The organism is Pseudomonas sp. FG86, from assembly GCF_057808775.1.
In genome coordinates this window covers 1-15207 of the sequence record NZ_JBMDIS010000068.1, presented here as the reverse complement: position 1 = coordinate 15207, position 15207 = coordinate 1, and the positions used below count along the sequence as shown (strand labels likewise).

20 protein-coding genes are annotated in these 15207 nt (G+C 61.4%); 9 read left to right on the top strand and 11 right to left on the bottom strand.

The genetic code is table 11. The annotated features are described in order from the left end of the window. The first annotated feature begins 1 nt into the window (after position 1). From lolA to cysG, 5 genes are read left to right on the top strand one after another with little or no spacing between them, the layout of a single operon-like run. Positions 2 to 625, top strand: a complete 624-nt coding sequence (gene lolA, locus ACODSV_RS27975; protein WP_150055208.1) for an outer membrane lipoprotein periplasmic chaperone LolA — start codon at positions 2 to 4, stop codon at positions 623 to 625. A 27-nt stretch (positions 626 to 652) separates the two neighbouring features. Then, positions 653 to 1975 (top strand): replication-associated recombination protein A, encoded by a 1323-nt coding sequence (locus tag ACODSV_RS27970; protein WP_150055207.1) that lies wholly within the window; start codon positions 653 to 655, stop codon positions 1973 to 1975. Beyond that, positions 1975 to 2349 carry a fluoride efflux transporter CrcB gene (gene crcB / locus ACODSV_RS27965; protein ID WP_024076158.1) on the top strand — a complete coding sequence of 125 codons (375 nt, stop codon included), beginning with the start codon at positions 1975 to 1977 and terminating at the stop codon, positions 2347 to 2349. Before ACODSV_RS27970 ends, crcB begins: the two co-directional genes overlap by 1 nt. A 16-nt stretch (positions 2350 to 2365) precedes the next feature. Beyond that, complete coding sequence (gene serS / locus ACODSV_RS27960) at positions 2366 to 3646, top strand: serine--tRNA ligase (protein ID WP_102625111.1); 1281 nt, start codon at positions 2366 to 2368, stop codon at positions 3644 to 3646. Further along, on the top strand, positions 3647 to 5041 hold the full coding sequence (cysG, locus tag ACODSV_RS27955; RefSeq protein ID WP_024076156.1) for a siroheme synthase CysG: 1395 nt from the start codon (positions 3647 to 3649) through the stop codon (positions 5039 to 5041). It begins immediately after the preceding gene. 106 nt (positions 5042 to 5147) lie between these two features. Here cysG and ACODSV_RS27950 read toward each other — a convergent pair whose 3' ends face one another. The 6 genes from ACODSV_RS27950 to tusD form a co-directional block, all read right to left on the bottom strand. Then, positions 5148 to 6143, bottom strand: a complete 996-nt coding sequence (locus tag ACODSV_RS27950; RefSeq protein WP_150056447.1) for a glutathione S-transferase family protein — start codon at positions 6141 to 6143, stop codon at positions 5148 to 5150. An 88-nt stretch (positions 6144 to 6231) separates the two neighbouring features. Then, positions 6232 to 7233 carry a glycosyl transferase family protein gene (locus tag ACODSV_RS27945; protein ID WP_024076154.1) on the bottom strand — a complete coding sequence of 334 codons (1002 nt, stop codon included), beginning with the start codon at positions 7231 to 7233 and terminating at the stop codon, positions 6232 to 6234. Then, positions 7230 to 7565 carry a TusE/DsrC/DsvC family sulfur relay protein gene (locus tag ACODSV_RS27940; protein ID WP_024076153.1) on the bottom strand — a complete coding sequence of 112 codons (336 nt, stop codon included), beginning with the start codon at positions 7563 to 7565 and terminating at the stop codon, positions 7230 to 7232. Before ACODSV_RS27940 ends, ACODSV_RS27945 begins: the two co-directional genes overlap by 4 nt. After that, on the bottom strand, positions 7562 to 7840 hold the full coding sequence (gene tusB, locus ACODSV_RS27935) for a sulfurtransferase complex subunit TusB (protein ID WP_024076152.1): 279 nt from the start codon (positions 7838 to 7840) through the stop codon (positions 7562 to 7564). The genes ACODSV_RS27940 and tusB overlap by 4 nt, the downstream gene beginning before the upstream one ends. Further along, positions 7840 to 8190: a sulfurtransferase complex subunit TusC gene (gene tusC / locus ACODSV_RS27930; RefSeq protein WP_024076151.1), complete on the bottom strand. Its 351-nt coding sequence runs from the start codon at positions 8188 to 8190 to the stop codon at positions 7840 to 7842. Before tusC ends, tusB begins: the two co-directional genes overlap by 1 nt. Before the next feature lies 1 nt (position 8191). Beyond that, positions 8192 to 8584: a sulfurtransferase complex subunit TusD gene (gene tusD, locus ACODSV_RS27925; RefSeq protein WP_041160966.1), complete on the bottom strand. Its 393-nt coding sequence runs from the start codon at positions 8582 to 8584 to the stop codon at positions 8192 to 8194. A 157-nt stretch (positions 8585 to 8741) separates the two neighbouring features. On the opposite strand from tusD, the gene ACODSV_RS27920 reads away from it, so the two are divergent. After that, a complete protein-coding gene (locus tag ACODSV_RS27920; protein ID WP_150056448.1) occupies positions 8742 to 9917 on the top strand; it encodes a CaiB/BaiF CoA transferase family protein in 1176 nt (391 codons plus the stop codon). 115 nt (positions 9918 to 10032) lie between these two features. Here ACODSV_RS27920 and ACODSV_RS27915 read toward each other — a convergent pair whose 3' ends face one another. Next, positions 10033 to 10527 (bottom strand): SprT family zinc-dependent metalloprotease, encoded by a 495-nt coding sequence (locus ACODSV_RS27915; protein ID WP_041161247.1) that lies wholly within the window; start codon positions 10525 to 10527, stop codon positions 10033 to 10035. Positions 10528 to 10654: 127 nt separating this feature from the next. Continuing rightward, positions 10655 to 11257 (bottom strand): Yip1 family protein, encoded by a 603-nt coding sequence (locus ACODSV_RS27910; RefSeq protein ID WP_024076147.1) that lies wholly within the window; start codon positions 11255 to 11257, stop codon positions 10655 to 10657. Between the two features lie 290 nt (positions 11258 to 11547). Between ACODSV_RS27910 and ttcA the strand changes: the two genes are divergently transcribed. Beyond that, complete coding sequence (gene ttcA / locus ACODSV_RS27905) at positions 11548 to 12372, top strand: tRNA 2-thiocytidine(32) synthetase TtcA (protein WP_150054751.1); 825 nt, start codon at positions 11548 to 11550, stop codon at positions 12370 to 12372. A 67-nt stretch (positions 12373 to 12439) separates the two neighbouring features. Then, positions 12440 to 13111 carry a DNA-3-methyladenine glycosylase I gene (locus ACODSV_RS27900; RefSeq protein ID WP_150054750.1) on the top strand — a complete coding sequence of 224 codons (672 nt, stop codon included), beginning with the start codon at positions 12440 to 12442 and terminating at the stop codon, positions 13109 to 13111. A gap of 53 nt (positions 13112 to 13164) precedes the next feature. Here the strand turns inward: ACODSV_RS27900 and ACODSV_RS27895 are convergent, their stop codons facing one another. The 3 genes from ACODSV_RS27895 to arsC are packed head-to-tail and all read right to left on the bottom strand — an operon-like array spanning position 13165 to position 14517. After that, on the bottom strand, positions 13165 to 13569 hold the full coding sequence (locus tag ACODSV_RS27895; protein ID WP_024076144.1) for a DUF2069 domain-containing protein: 405 nt from the start codon (positions 13567 to 13569) through the stop codon (positions 13165 to 13167). After that, a complete protein-coding gene (wrbA, locus tag ACODSV_RS27890; RefSeq protein ID WP_024076143.1) occupies positions 13553 to 14167 on the bottom strand; it encodes an NAD(P)H:quinone oxidoreductase in 615 nt (204 codons plus the stop codon). The genes ACODSV_RS27895 and wrbA overlap by 17 nt, the downstream gene beginning before the upstream one ends. Continuing rightward, the gene (gene arsC / locus ACODSV_RS27885) at positions 14164 to 14517 is read right to left on the bottom strand and encodes an arsenate reductase (glutaredoxin) (RefSeq protein WP_024076142.1); all 354 of its coding nucleotides are present in this window, start codon (positions 14515 to 14517) and stop codon (positions 14164 to 14166) included. The genes wrbA and arsC overlap by 4 nt, the downstream gene beginning before the upstream one ends. Positions 14518 to 14632: 115 nt before the next feature. Between arsC and ACODSV_RS27880 the strand changes: the two genes are divergently transcribed. Then, positions 14633 to 15094 (top strand): TlpA disulfide reductase family protein, encoded by a 462-nt coding sequence (locus tag ACODSV_RS27880; RefSeq protein ID WP_024076141.1) that lies wholly within the window; start codon positions 14633 to 14635, stop codon positions 15092 to 15094. Positions 15095 to 15207 lie beyond the last annotated feature (113 nt).

Genomic DNA, 15207 nt, shown 5'->3' with positions numbered 1-15207 from the left:
CATGCGTCTTATCCGCATGCTGTTGTTGCCGGCACTGGCCCTGACTGCTGTCTCGGCCCACGCTGACCAGGCTTCCGTCGACAGCTTGAAAAACCTGTTGGACAAATCCCAGACCCTGACTGCGCGCTTCTCCCAGCTGACCCTGGATGCCGGTGGTACCCGGTTGCAGGAAACCGCGGGTGAGATGGCCGTGCAGCGTCCAGGCCTGTTTTACTGGCACACCGAAGGTAAGGCTGAACAGACCATCGTTTCCGACGGCAAGAAGGTCACGCTGTGGGATCCTGACCTGGAACAGGCGACCATCAAAAAGCTGGATCCGCGCCTGAGCCAGACCCCGGCGCTGTTGCTGTCGGGCGACGTGTCGGAAATCAACAAAAGCTTCGACATCACCTCCAAGCAAACCAGCAATGTGATCGAATTCACCCTCAAGCCGAAATCCAAGGACACGCTGTTTGACAGCCTGAACCTGTCGTTCGGCAACGGCGTGATCAACAACATGCGCCTGATCGACAGTGTCGGCCAGCGTACCGATATCCTGTTCTCCGGGGTCAAGGCCAACCAGCCGGTACCGGCATCCAAGTTCAAGTTCGACATCCCCAAGGGTGCCGACGTGATCCAGGAATAACCTGCCTAGAGGTCTCAAGCGCTGCCCATGGATCTGTTTCGAAGTGACCCGATTGCCCAGCCCCTGGCCGCGCGCTTGCGCTCCACCAACCTGGATGAGTATGTTGGTCAAGAACACCTGCTCGCTCGCGGCAAGCCTCTGCGCGAAGCCCTGGAGCAGGGTGCGCTGCACTCGATGATTTTCTGGGGACCGCCGGGCGTGGGTAAAACCACCTTGGCCAGGCTGCTGGCGAAGGTCTCCGACGCGCACTTTGAAACGGTCTCGGCGGTCCTGGCCGGGGTCAAGGAGATCCGCCAGGCCGTCGAGGTCGCCAAGCAGCAGGCCGGGCAATACGGTAAGCGCACCATCCTGTTCGTTGACGAAGTGCATCGCTTCAACAAGTCGCAGCAGGATGCATTTTTGCCTTATGTCGAAGATGGCACGCTGATCTTTATCGGGGCCACCACCGAGAATCCGTCCTTCGAATTGAACAACGCCTTGCTCTCTCGGGCGCGGGTCTATGTGCTCAAGAGCCTCGACGAAGCGGCGATGCAGAAGCTGTTGCAGCGCGCCTTGAGCGAAGACAAGGGCTTGGGCAAGCGCCAGCTGAGCCTCAGTGACGAAGGCTTCAAGATCCTGCTGAGCGCCGCCGACGGCGACGGCAGACGTTTTCTCAACCTGTTGGAGAACGCTTCCGACCTGGCCGAAGACGGCAGCGAAATTGGCGTTGACCTGCTGCAAAGCCTGCTCGGCGATACCCGCCGCCGCTTCGACAAGGGCGGCGAAGCCTTCTATGACCAGATCTCTGCACTGCACAAGTCGGTACGCGGTTCCAATCCGGACGGCGCGCTGTACTGGTTCGCGCGGATGATCGATGGCGGGTGTGACCCGTTGTACCTGGCGCGCCGCGTGGTGCGCATGGCCAGCGAAGACATCGGCAACGCCGACCCGCGCGCCTTGAGCCTATGCCTGGCGGCCTGGGAGGTGCAGGAGCGCCTCGGTAGCCCTGAAGGCGAGTTGGCGGTGGCCCAAGCCATCACCTACCTGGCCTGCGCGCCAAAAAGCAACGCGGTGTACATGGGGTTCAAGTCGGCCCTGCGGGCCGCCGCCGAGCATGGTTCCCTCGAAGTACCGCTGCACCTGCGCAATGCCCCGACCAAACTGATGAAGCAACTGGGCTATGGCGATGAATATCGCTATGCCCACGATGAGCCGGACGCCTATGCCGCCGGCGAAGATTACTTCCCCGACGAACTGGAGCCGCAGCCGTTCTACCAGCCAGTGCCTCGCGGCCTGGAGCTGAAGATCGGTGAAAAGCTCAATCACCTCGCCCAACTCGATCGCCTCAGCCCAAAACAGCGGAGAAAGTAGTGCTCAAGACGATTCTTGCCGTGTCCGTTGCCGGCATCGCTGGTACATTATTGCGTTTCGCCACCGGTACTTGGGTAAACGCCAATTGGCCGAAGCATTTTTATGCGGCGACCCTGGCCGTCAACCTGGTGGGTTGCCTGATCATTGGGCTGTTGTACGGCTGGTTCCTGTTGCGCCCGGAAGTGCCGATTGAAATTCGGGCCGGCTTGATTGTCGGCTTTGTAGGCGGTCTGACGACCTTTTCATCCTTTTCACTGGATACGCTGCGCCTGCTGGAAAGCGGGCAGGCCCTGGTCGCCTTCGGGTACCTGGGCATCAGCGTGTTCGGCGGGCTGCTCGCCACCTGGGCCGGCCTGTCCTTGACCAAACTTTGATAAACGAGAGACCGACATGCTCGATTCCAAACTGTTACGTAGCAACCTTCAGGACGTAGCGGACCGCCTGGCATCCCGTGGCTTTGCCTTGGATGTTGCGCGCATCGAAGCGCTGGAAGAACAGCGCAAGACCGTCCAGACCCGCACTGAAGCACTGCAGGCTGAGCGTAATGCGCGTTCCAAATCCATCGGTCAGGCCAAGCAGCGCGGCGAAGACATCGCGCCGTTGATGGCCGATGTCGAGCGCATGGGCACCGAGCTGTCCCACGGTAAAATCGAGCTGGACAAGATTCAGGGCGAGCTGGATTCAATCCTGCTGGGTATTCCCAACCTGCCGCACGAGTCCGTGCCGGTGGGCGCCGATGAAGACGGCAACGTCGAAGTGCGCCGCTGGGGCACGCCGAAAACTTTTGATTTCGAGATCAAGGACCATGTCGCCCTGGGCGAACTGAGTGGTGGCCTGGATTTCGAAACCGCCGCCAAGCTGTCCGGCGCGCGCTTCGCCCTGCTGCGTGGACCGATCGCGCGCCTGCACCGTGCCCTGGCGCAGTTCATGATCAACTTGCACACCGGCGAGCACGGTTACGAAGAGGCGTACACGCCTTACCTGGTTCAGGCGCCGGCCCTGCAGGGGACTGGGCAACTGCCGAAGTTCGAAGAAGACCTGTTCAAGATCGGTCGCGATGGCGAAGCCGACTTGTACCTGATCCCGACCGCCGAAGTGTCGCTGACCAATATCGTGGCCGGCGAGATCCTCGACGCCAAGCAACTGCCGATCAAGTTTGTCGCACACACGCCGTGCTTTCGCAGTGAGGCCGGTGCATCGGGTCGCGATACCCGCGGCATGATTCGCCAGCACCAGTTCGACAAGGTCGAGATGGTGCAAGTGGTCGAGCCGTCGACCTCCATGGAAGCCCTCGAGGGGCTGACCGCCAACGCCGAACGCGTCCTGCAATTGCTGGAGCTGCCGTACCGCGTACTGGCGTTGTGCACCGGCGACATGGGCTTCAGCGCCGTGAAGACCTACGACCTCGAAGTATGGGTGCCCAGCCAGGACAAATACCGCGAGATTTCGTCGTGCTCCAACTGCGGTGATTTCCAGGCGCGTCGCATGCAGGCGCGTTTCCGCAACCCGGAAACTGGCAAGCCGGAGCTGGTGCACACCCTCAACGGTTCGGGCCTGGCCGTTGGCCGCACCCTGGTGGCGGTGCTGGAAAACTACCAGCAGGCCGACGGCTCGATCCGTGTACCTGACGTGCTGAAGCCCTACATGGCGGGCATTGAGGTCATCGGCTAAATGGAATTTCTGCCGCTGTTTCATAACCTGCGCGGCAGTCGTGTGTTGGTCGTCGGTGGCGGGGAGATTGCCTTGCGCAAATCCCGGCTGCTGGCCGACGCCGGTGCGTTGCTGCGGGTGGTTGCTCCCCAGATTGAACCCCAGTTGCGTGAACTGGTGCTGGGCAGTGGCGGGGAGCTGATGTTGCGCGGTTATCAGGAGGCCGACCTTGAGGGGTGCACCCTGATCATCGCCGCGACGGATGACGAACCACTGAACGCGCAGGTGTCCAGTGATGCCAGGCGCCGTTGTGTGCCGGTCAACGTGGTGGATGCGCCGGCCTTGTGCAGCGTGATCTTCCCGGCGATTGTCGACCGTTCGCCCTTGGTGATCGCGGTGTCCAGCGGCGGCGACGCGCCGGTGCTGGCGCGCTTGATCCGTGCCAAGCTGGAAACCTGGATTCCGTCTACCTACGGCCAATTGGCCGGGTTGGCGGCGCGTTTCCGCGCCCAGGTCAAAGCCTTGTACCCGGATGTGCAGCAACGCCGCGCGTTCTGGGAGGAGGTGTTCCAAGGCCCGATTGCCGACCGGCAACTGGCCGGGCAGGGCGATGAGGCCGAGCGCCTGCTGATCGACAAGGTCAACGGTGCGCCGCCTTATGCGCCGGGTGAAGTCTATCTGGTCGGCGCTGGCCCGGGCGATCCGGACCTGCTGACCTTCCGCGCCTTACGCCTGATGCAACAAGCCGATGTGGTGCTGTATGACCGCCTGGTGGCGCCGGCGATTCTCGAGCTGTGTCGTCGCGATGCCGAGCGGGTATATGTCGGCAAGCGTCGCGCCGATCACGCCGTGCCCCAAGACCAGATCAACCAGCAATTGGTGGACCTGGCCAAGCAAGGCAAGCGCGTGTTGCGCCTCAAGGGGGGGGATCCGTTCATCTTTGGGCGGGGTGGCGAAGAAATCGAGGAACTGGCGGCCCATGGCATCCCGTTCCAGGTGGTGCCGGGAATTACCGCCGCCAGTGGTTGCGCGGCGTATGCCGGGATTCCGCTGACACACCGCGACTATGCGCAATCGGTACGCTTTATCACCGGGCACTTGAAGGACGGCACCTCGGACCTGCCTTGGCAGGACCTGGTGGGGCCTTCGCAGACGCTGGTGTTCTACATGGGCCTGATTGGCTTGCCGATCATCTGCGAGCAGTTGATCAAGCATGGTCGCGCGGCGGATACCCCGGCAGCGCTGATCCAGCAGGGCACTACCGCCAACCAGCGCGTGTTTACAGGCACCTTGGCTGACTTGCCGCGCATGGTAGCGGAGCATGAAGTGCATGCGCCGACGCTGGTGATTGTCGGTGAGGTAGTGGTGTTGCGTGAGAAGCTGAAGTGGTTTGAAGGCGCCCAGGCCCAGGTCTGAGCCTGAATGCATCGGGGGCAAGCCCCCTCCCACATTTTGGAATGCATTCCAATGTGGGAGGGGGCTTGCCCCCGATAAGGCCATTTGATCCAACCAGTCCTCTGGATCAGCTCCAGACACCCTTACCGCTCAACCGTCCACGATCATGCTTGGCATCGAACGCCTGCAACGGCCCCTTCGGCACAATCCCGGTCGGATTGATCGTCCGGTGGCTGGCGTAGTAATGCCCCTTGATGTGCTCGAAATCCACCGTCTCGGCCACGCCCGGCCACTGATACAGCTCCCTCAACCAATTCGAAAGGTTCGAATAATCGGCAATCCGCCGTAGGTTGCATTTGAAGTGGCTGTAGTACACCGCATCAAAACGAATCAGCGTGGTAAACAGCCGCACATCCGCTTCGGTCAGGTATTCGCCTGCCAGGTAGCGATGGTCGCCCAAGTGCTGTTCCAGGTAGTCCAGTTCGGCAAACACATCATCAAACGCGCTTTCGTACGCTGGCTGCGAAGTGGCGAAGCCTGCGCGATACACACCGTTGTTGACGGCGGGGTAGATGCGCTCGTTCAGCGTGTCGATGCTTGGGCGCAGCGCCTCGGGGTAGAAGTCCAGGGTATTGCCGGTCAGTTCATTGAACGCACTGTTAAACATGCGAATGATCTCTGCCGATTCGTTGCTGACGATGCGATTCAACTGCTTATCCCACAGCACTGGCACGGTAACGCGCCCGGTGTAGTCGGCGGTGTCGGCGGTATAGCGTTGGTGCATGAAGTCGAAGCCATCCAGCGTATCGCCACTGGAGCCGAGGGCCTTGTCGAAGGTCCAGCCGTTTTCCAGCATCAGCCAGCTGACCACGGAGACGTCGATCAGGCTTTCCAGGCCCTTGAGCTTGCGCAGGATCAGGGTCCGGTGCGCCCAGGGGCAGGCCAGGGAAACATACAGGTGATAGCGACCGGCCTCGGCCTTGAAGCCACCCTCACCACTTGGCCCGGGCTGGCCATCGGCGGTCACCCAGTTGCGGCGTTGCGCCTGTTCCCGTTGGAAGGCGCCATCGGCGCTACTTTCGTACCACTGGTCATGCCAGTGTCCTTTGATCAGCAAACCCATGATGGGCTCCTTGGCTAATAAACGTTGGAGCCCAGTCTAGAGGGATGAGTTCGAACTAAAAGCGCAAAGACCGGAAGTTAATGATCGATTAAATCGATTTGTCCCGCGCGTCCCAGTATTGCTGGGCCAATTCGAACGCCTGTTCCCGTGGGTGGCCGAGGCCGCGCAGCGCCAACGCCATGGTGGCGATCAGGGCCAGTTGTGGGTAGCTGTCCTCGACGTCGCCCCGCCACAGTGCCTTCAAGTGCTCCGGCTCAAGCGTGGCCGGCTTGACGTGGCGCTGGGCGGAGAGGGCGGGCCATTCTTCGTCCCAACTGGCCCCGCCCGTGGTGCCGTACAGGTGGCTGAGCGTGTCGGGGTTGATCTCGATCTCGCCACCGTCGCCCTTGACCACAATCACATTGTCGCCAAGCAGGCCGCTGGCATCGCGATGAACACCCTGGTAGCCCGGGTGGAAAATGCTTTGCAGGCCGCACCGGGCATTCAGTGGGTTGAGCAGGCGCGCCAGGGAGTGGATCGGTGAACGCAGGCCCAGGGTATTGCGCAAGTCGATCATGCGTTGCAGTTGCGGTGCCCAATCGCCGAGCGGGATAAACGCCAGGTTGCCGTGTTCATAGGCCGCCTCGACCTGCTGCCAGTTGCGGCACAGCGGGATCTGCAAGCCTTCCAGCAATTGCTCGGTGTACAACCGGCCGGCGGTGTGTGCGCCGCCGCCGTGCATCAGGATGCGCACGCCATGTTGCGCCAGGCATTTGGCCGCCAGCAGGAACCACGGCAGGTGGCGTTTCTTGCCGGCATAGGTTGGCCAGTCGACATCTACGTTCAGTGCCGGTGCGTGCAGGCGTTCGCGCACGGCTTCGGTGAAGCCAGCCAGCTCTTCAGGGCTTTCTTCCTTATGCCGCAACAGCATCAGGAAGGCGCCGAGCTGGGTGTCTTCGACCTTTTCATCGAGCAGCATGCCCATGGCTTCGCGCGCTTCTTCGCGGGTCAGGTTGCGCGCGCCGCGTTTGCCTTTGCCCAGGATGCGTACGAATTGCGCAAAGGGGTGCTCGGCGGGAGTTTCGAGGGTCAGCGGGGCAAAGTCGGTCATAAGCAATTCGTCGGCCTTGGCAGGCCCGCCAGCTTGGCGGCGAGTTTGGCGGGAGTGCCGTTGAACAGTTTGTTGAGGTGCAGGCTGTTGCCCTTTTCCGGGCCCAGCTTCAAGGCGGTGTACTTGATCAGGGGGCGCGTGGCGGGGGACAGCTGGAATTCGGCATAGAACTGGCGCAGCAACTCGAGGATTTCCCAGTGGTCCGCGGTCAACTCCAGAGGCTCGGCGGCGGCCAGGGCGTTGGCCACGTCGACGGACCATGCGTTCAGGTCGACGAGGTAGCCGTCCTTGTCCAGTTCAAGGGTACGAGCGCCTACGGTCAGGGTGTTCATAACCAGCTGTTGACCTTGTCGTAGTCAATCGACAACTGCACGAAACCCGGGTAGTCCACGCTATCGGCCCAGTCTGGCAGCGGTAGATTACGCGCCAGCATGTCCTCGGCCAGCACAAAGACCTTCACCCCCCTGGTCAGCAGGGCAGGGGCGTGCAGCCCGTAGGCGCCATCGCCGCAGAGCAGGATGGCGTCCTCGCTGCCGCAGATACGCAGGCAGCTCTCGAGGCGGCTATCGGTAAACGGGGAGTGGGATATCACATGTAAAGTCGACATCAGAGGGTGATCACCTGGTCGTAACGGTCAATCAGCTGGGTGATGGCTGCGCTGTCCAGCGGCTGGGCAAGGGTCGAGTGCACAAGCCCGCGGGCGGCGAGGCTGTGGCTGCAGGCGAACACGTCGTCGATGCCAAACAGTCCCAGCGCCTGCAGGTTGGCGCTGAGGTCTTTTTGCTGCACGGCCTTGGCGTCCTGGTGCGGGGCCAGTTGGAACACGCCGTCATCGAGCAATAGCAGGCCGATGGGCAGGTCGAACGCGCCGCCGGCCAGCACGATGTCCAGGGCCTCCCGCGCACTCGGCCCGGACCAAGGCGCCTGGCGGCTGATCACCAGCAAGGATTTGGCCATGTCACGGTCCTCCAAAACAGATCAGGCGGTCGGCCGCCTGGGCGGCGTCATGCAATTGGCCCAGGCCGGACAATGCCCATGGCGCTTCCAGGTTGACCGCGCTGCGTTGATAGCGCGTGGCTTCTTCGTGATTGAGCACGCCACGGCGCAACGCCGCGGCGATGCAGACGACGCCGTCGAGCTGGTGCGCGCTGACCAGCTCGCGCCATTGGCGGGCAATATCCTGCTCGTCCTGGGGCGTGACGATGGCATTGGAAGCGCTGTATACGCCATCCTGGTAAAAAAACAGGCGCACAATCTCATGCCCACCGGCCAATGCGGCCTTGGCGAACAACAAGGCGCGGCGCGAGGAGGGCGCGTGGGCGGCGGAAAACAGTGCAATCGCGAACTTCATGGAACACTCTGCAAGCAAACGTGGGCCAATGATAAAGCCGCCGACGCGAAAAAGCCCGCCATGATCAAAACGGTCACTGTCGCTGATCGTTCTGACGATTGCCGGTCGGCGCAAGGCTGCCTAGTCTGTGGGCATTCGAAACCCAGCAGGAGTCTCCATGTCAGGTCCCTTGGCGTCCCTCAAAGTCCTGGATTTTTCCACCTTGCTGCCAGGCCCGTTTGCCTCGTTGATGCTCGCCGACATGGGCGCCGACGTACTGCGCATCGAGTCGCCCACACGCATGGACCTGTTACGGGTATTGCCGCCCCATGACCAGGGGACGTCGGCAAGCCATGCCTACCTCAACCGCAATAAGCGCAGCCTTGCCTTGGACCTCAAGCAGGCAGAGGCGCTGGAGATTGTGCGCGAGCTGGTCAAGGGCTACGACATTGTGCTTGAGCAATTTCGTCCCGGGGTGATGGAACGCCTGGGCTTGGGTTATGGCGCATTGAAGGCGATCAATCCGCGGCTGATTTATGTGTCGATTACCGGCTACGGCCAGACCGGCCCCTATAAGGACCGCGCCGGGCACGATATCAATTACCTGGCGCTGGCCGGTGTGGCCAGTTACACCGGGCGTCGGGACAGCGGGCCATTGCCGTTGGGCATACAGTTGGCGGATGTCGGCGGCGGGTCGTTGCATGCGGTGGTGGGCCTGCTCGCTGCTGTGATCGCTCGACAGCAAAGCGGCGTGGGCCAGTATCTGGACGTGAGCATGACCGATTGTTCGTTCAGCCTGAATGCCATGGCAGGCGCTGGCTACCTGGCCTGCGGGGTGGAGCCGGAATGGGAAAGCCATGTGCTCAATGGCGGTAGTTTCTACGATTACTACCGGTCGCGGGATGGGCGCTGGATGTCAGTGGGCAGCCTGGAGCCGGCTTTTATGCAGCGGTTGTGTGAAGCGTTGGGGCGCCCGGAGTTGGCCGCGCAGGGTTTGAAGCCAGAGCAGCAGCCGGCGCTTAAGCAGGCCTTGCAGGTGGAGTTCGAGAAGCGCAGTTTCGAGGAGTTGTGCGAGCTGTTTGCCGGGGTGGATGCCTGCGTTGAGCCGGTGCTGACGCTCAGCGAAGCCGTGGCCCATCCGCAGTTAAAGGCGCGGGCGCTGGTCAGCCAGGTGCCCAGGGGGGATGGCTCGAGCCAGGCCCAGATTGCCTGCCCGTTGAGGTTTTCGGAAGGGTTGCCCGCGCCCCGGCACATTGGCGCCGCCGTGGGCGCGCACAGTGATGAAGTGTTGGCGGAGCTGGGTTTCAGTGCCCAGCGCATAGCCGATTTGCGGCGGAGCAAGGTTGTGGGGTGACTTCACCGGCGCTATCGGGGGGCAAGCCCCCTCCCACATTTGACCGCGCTGTCATGTCGATCAACTGTGGGTGTCGGTTTTGCCCGCGATGAGGCCCTGGCAGGCACCGCAACCTTCACTCGACGCGGGTTTCCCCGGTAAACACCAAGGTCTGTCGGCAGCGCCGGCACAGGTAACGCCGCCCCTGCCGCACCAGCCCATGGCGCTGTGGCGAAAATGGGAAGTCGCTGTCGGCACACGGGCAACGATAGATGTAACGGGTCACCTGGCGGCGCTTGATTGCATAGGTGTGGCAGCGGTCCGGCGGTAGTTCATAGACGCCGCGCATGATCAACTGCCATTCCTCGCCATGGGGCTGGATGCGTTCACCAAACAATTGGTGGGCGATCAGGTGCGCGACTTCATGCGCCACGGTTTGCTTCAGGAAGTGTTGGCTGTTTTCTCGGTACAACTGTGGGTTGAAGCGCAGCAGGTTCTCATGCAAATGCGCGACACCGGCTTTCTGGCCCCGCAGCTTGAGGCTGACCTGGGGGCGTTTGAAGCTTCGTTTGAAAAAGGATTCGGCTAGCAGGAAACAATCTTCGACGCGGGTATTGAGTTGCTCGGGCATGCTGTACATATCTCCAGAGGTGCCCAGTATGCCGCAAAGCTGGTTGTTTCCGAATCTGTCAGGCGCCGAATGGTCATGCATGACGCACAAAGCCACCTTGCGGTGGCCTTGCCTGCGGTGTGAATACTCAGTTGGTGTAGATCGGGCCCACGCCCAGGCCCCAGACAATCACGGTAAACGCCATGATCGCGACCAGCACCACCAGGCCCACGGCCAGTACCGAGCTGGAAAACAGGAAGCCTTCATCGGGGTCGATGTTCATAAAAGTCGGCAGCCCTACGTACAGCAGGTACACCGTGTAGCAAATGGCTGCCGTTCCGACCACCATGCCGAGCCACATATGCGGATAGAGCGCCGCGAGCCCGCCGATAAACAGCGGTGTCGCCGTGTAGGTGGCAAAGGCGACACAACGCGCCATGCTGGGGCTGGCGTCGTAGGTGCGCGCCATCCAGTGAATGAAGGCGCCCATGACCGCTACGCCGCCGAGCATGGCCAGGTACGACATGATGGTCATCCACAGCGCGCTTTCCTGGGTCAGCATGACCGGGGAGCGGTTGCCGATGACCCAGCCCACCTGGGTAGTACCGATAAAGGCAGACACGGCGGGGATCGCCGCGAGAATCAAGGTATGAGTGAGGTACATGTGGCCGATGCTTTCTTCTTTATCGCCACGAATTTCCCGCCATTCCTGGTCGGGATGGGTAAAAAGCCCCACGACGTGATGGATCATGCCAGTCACTCCTGTCGTTATTACCATCGCCCCCCATTGGAGCGCCCACGGGCCAGATGGCCTGAAAGGTCTGGATATGTGTGCGACCTCAAGTCGCAGTATAGGAAGTGATGACCGGAAAAACCGTAGGGCTTTAGAGCAAATTGCGCTGTAAAAAGTGGGGTTAATCGCGGCGCGGTCTGTAGTCGGCCATGCAGCCAAGTGTGGGTCCCTCCCGCATTGGAACTTGGCCAACCTTATCGGTAAAATACCCGGCTTTTCGTCACATACCTCCAGCGGATCCAAGCGCCATGGGCACTCTTACGGTCAACCAGAACAAACTGCAAAAACGCCTGCGTCGCCTGGCCGGTGAAGCGGTCGCCGATTTCAACATGATCGAGGACGGCGACAAGGTCATGGTCTGCCTCTCCGGCGGCAAAGACAGCTACACCATGCTCGACGTGCTGCTGCACCTGCAAAAGGTCGCGCCGATCAAGTTCGAGATCGTCGCCGTCAATATGGACCAGAAGCAACCGGGCTTCCCCGAGCACGTACTGCCGGCGTACTTGAAAGAGCTGGGCATCGAGTACCACATCGTCGAGAAAGACACTTACTCGGTAGTCAAGGAACTCATCCCCGAAGGCAAGACCACCTGCTCGCTGTGCTCGCGCCTGCGCCGTGGCACGCTTTATACCTTTGCCGACGAAATCGGCGCGACCAAGATGGCCCTGGGTCATCACCGCGATGACATCGTCGAAACCTTCTTCCTCAATATGTTCTTCAACGGCTCCCTCAAGGCCATGCCGCCCAAGCTGCGCGCCGATGATGGGCGCAACGTGGTGATCCGCCCGCTGGCCTATTGCAACGAGAAGGACATCCAGGCCTATTCGGATTTCAAGCAATTCCCGATCATCCCGTGCAACTTGTGCGGCTCCCAGGAAAACCTGCAGCGCCAGGTGGTCAAGGAGATGCTTCAGGAGTGGGAGCGCAAGACGCCGGGCCGCACCGAGAGTATCTTCCGCAGCTTGCAGAACGTGATCCCGTCACAGTTGGCCGACCGCAACCTGTTTGACTTCACCAGCCTGCGTATCGACGAGACCGCCGCTTCGCGCTTCGTCAACGTAGTGAACCTCTGACGTTTTTCAACGCTCTGAACGACGGCGCTCACGGGCGCCGTTTTCATTTCAATTTCCAGGAGAGGGCATGCGCGATTACAAGTGGCTGCACGAATACTGTCTGAACCGCTTCGGTTCGGCGGCCGAGTTGGAGGCGCACCTGCCAGTGCCCAAGACCCCGGCGCAATTGCGCAGGATCAGTGATGATCGCTACCTGTCGACCCTGGCGCTTCGTGTATTCCGTGCCGGGCTCAAGCACAGCGTGGTGGACGCCAAATGGCCGGCGTTCGAGCAGGTATTCTTCGGTTTTGACCCGGAAAAAGTCGTGCTGATGGGCGCTGAGCACCTCGAGCGCCTGATGCAGGACCCCCGTATCATCCGCCACCTGGGCAAGCTCAAGAGTGTGCCGCGCAATGCGCAGATGATCCTGGATATCGAGCAGGAGAAAGGCAGCTTCGGTGCGTTTATCGCCGATTGGCCGGTGACCGATATCGTCGGCTTGTGGAAGTACCTGAGCAAGCACGGCCATCAGTTGGGTGGGCTGTCGGCGCCGCGCTTCCTGCGCATGGTGGGCAAGGACACGTTTGTGCCGAGTGATGACGTGGTCGCCGCATTGAATGCGCAGAAGATTGTCGACAAGGCGCCGACCAGCCTGCGCGACTTGGCGACGGTGCAGGGCGCGTTCAACCAGTGGCATGCCGAGAGTGGGCGGCCAATGTGCCAGCTGTCGATGATGTTGGCGTACACCGTCAACCATTGAGCCGGTTTTAATGTGGCGAGCCCGCTCGCCACAACAAGCCCGCTCGCCACGCTTTACTCGGCCAGCCGGCGATTCAGTTGGTGCCGCCAACGCACATACAGCAGCGCCGTACAAAACAGCGCCAGGCTCGCCAGCATTTCCAGAACGCCGAACCACTGGCGGTTCGGGTCATACGCCGCCAGCGCGCCCTTGATGAAATACAAATTCACCACGAAGCACATCCACGAATGCCCGCGAGCGCTGCCGATGAGCATTCCCGGCGCCAGTACCAGCAGCGGCACCAGTTCGATCAGCAGGATCACCCATGGGCGTGCGCCATGCAGGTCGGCCACGAACAGGTAGTAAATGCACAGCAACCCCACCAACCCGAAAAACGCCAACAGGCTCAGGGCGCGCGCGACCTTGACCCGCGGTTCGAGCCACGCCTGTGGGGGCAGGACCTTAGGCTTCCTGGCCACGGCCGTTCTCCAACAGTGCCGCGGTTTTTGCCAGGCGCAGGCCAAGGGCCTTGCACAGCGCAATTTCATGCGGGTCGAGCAGGCGCTTGCCGTCGGGCCCGGCGTGGTGGCTGGCGCCATAAGGCGTACCGCCGCCCTGGGTGTCGAGCAGTGCCTGTTCGCTGTAAGGCAGGCCGGTGATCAGCATGCCGTGGTGCAGCAGCGGTAGCAGCATCGACATCAGCGTGGTCTCCTGGCCACCGTGGAGGCTGGCGGTGGAGGTGAATACACCCGCCGGCTTGCCGACCAGGGCGCCGGTGAGCCACAGGTTGCTGGTGCTGTCGATAAAGTATTTCAACGGTGCGGCCATGTTGCCGAAGCGTGTCGGGCTGCCCAGCGCCAGGCCCGAGCAGTGCTTGAGGTCATCCAGGCTCGCATAGAGTGCGCCTTCATCGGGAATGCTCGGCGCCACGGCTTCGCATTCGGTGGAGATGGCTGGCACGGTGCGCAAGCGCGCTTCCAGTCCGCCCAACTCGATGCCTCGGGCAATATGCCGGGCCATTTCGCTGACCGAGCCATTGCGGCTGTAATACAACACCAGCACATACGGCGCCGTCACGGCAGGATCTCCAGCACGTTCTCTGGCGGGCGGCCGATGATGGCCTTGTCGGCGGTTTCCAGGATCGGGCGCTCCATCAACTTTGGATGCGCGGCAATGGCGGCGATCAACTGGGCTTCAGTCAGGCTGGCATCCGCCAGGTTCAGGGCCTTGTATTCATCTTCGCCGGTGCGCAGCAATTGACGTGCGCTGACGCCCAGCTTGGCCAGCAGGGCCTTCAATTGTGTGGCGTCCAGCGGGGTTTCGAGGTAGCGCACGACGGTGGGGGCAAGGCCGCGCGCTTCGAGCAGTTCGAGCGCACCGCGGGATTTCGAGCAGCGCGGGTTGTGATAAAGCGTCAGATCGGTCATGTGCGGGTCGCATCTTGCGTAAGGTGGCGGGTATTCTACCTGCGCTGCGGCCCGTCCTTAAACCGTAAGAGGCGATAGGTCGCAGTGAACGTTCATTTTTGCGAAGGATTACCCCATGACAAGGCGACTGATCGGTGCATTGGCGATCATCACAACCCTGCTGCTCAGCGGCTGCGGCAATGACTATGGCGTTGACCAGTACGGCCAGAAGGTTGCGGCCGAGCGCCTGGACAAGCAATGGTTGGTGGTCAATTACTGGGCGGAATGGTGTGGCCCTTGCCGTACTGAAATTCCGGAGCTCAACGCCTTGTCAGAACAATTGAAAGGGCAGAACGTCGGCGTGTTCGGGGTCAATTTCGACAATGTGCAGGGTGCGGAACTGAAGGAAGCCAGTGACAAGCTGGGCATCAAGTTCACGGTGCTGGCGCAGAACCCGGATGGGATCTTCGATATTCCGCGCAGCGAGGCTTTGCCGGTGACGTACATCATCGATGACAAGGGCAAGGTACGTGAGCAGTTGATGGGCGAGCAGACGGCGGAAGGGGTGCTCGCCAAACTTAAGGCCCTGCGCGGTTAAAGCAACACTTCAAATCAAATGTGGAAGGGGGCAAGCCCGAACGCCAGTCAGTTAAGCCTACATCGCCTTCTGTAGGAGCGAGGGGGACGCCTAGTTCTTGCTCGCGAAAAACG